The sequence below is a fragment of the Sciscionella sediminilitoris genome, assembly GCF_000737195.2.
Lineage (GTDB): Bacteria > Actinomycetota > Actinomycetes > Mycobacteriales > Pseudonocardiaceae > Sciscionella > Sciscionella sediminilitoris.
This window is the reverse complement of record NZ_JALM01000127.1, coordinates 1-407: the sequence shown is the minus strand read 5'-3', so window position 1 is coordinate 407 and position 407 is coordinate 1. Positions and strand designations below refer to the sequence as shown.

General features: G+C 61.2%; 1 protein-coding gene. It reads left to right on the top strand.

The features are described 5' to 3' along the window. Window positions 1–67: 67 nt before the first annotated feature. Window positions 68–407, top strand: a 340-nt coding sequence (locus AD72_RS32530; RefSeq protein WP_197285143.1) for a transposase, incomplete at its 3' end; no start/stop codon positions are given.

Sequence of the window (407 nt, the reverse complement as noted above, 5' to 3'; positions counted from 1 at the left end):
GAGATGGTTTCAAAATGATCGGCGTGTCGTTTTGGTTGGGGTTGAGCCATGTTGAGACCCTTTGCGGGTGATTACCGATCTTGTTCCGGACGAGTTGTGGGCGCGTGTCGAGCCGGTGCTGCCGCCAAGGCCGGTTCGCAGGCAACGGTTCCCGGGACGGTTACCAGTGGACGATCGGGCCGCGCTGGCCGGGATCGTGTTCGTACTCAAGACCGGTATCACCTGGCAGCAGTTACCACGAGAGGTTTTCGGTTGTTCGGGGATCACGTGCTGGCGCAGGCTCCGGGAGTGGACGGACGCGGAGGTGTTCGACATCGTGCACGAAATCCTGCTCGACCACCTGCGCGCCCTGGATGTGCTCGAGTTGGAGACCGCAGTGGTAGACGGTTCGCATGTGCGGGCGTTAA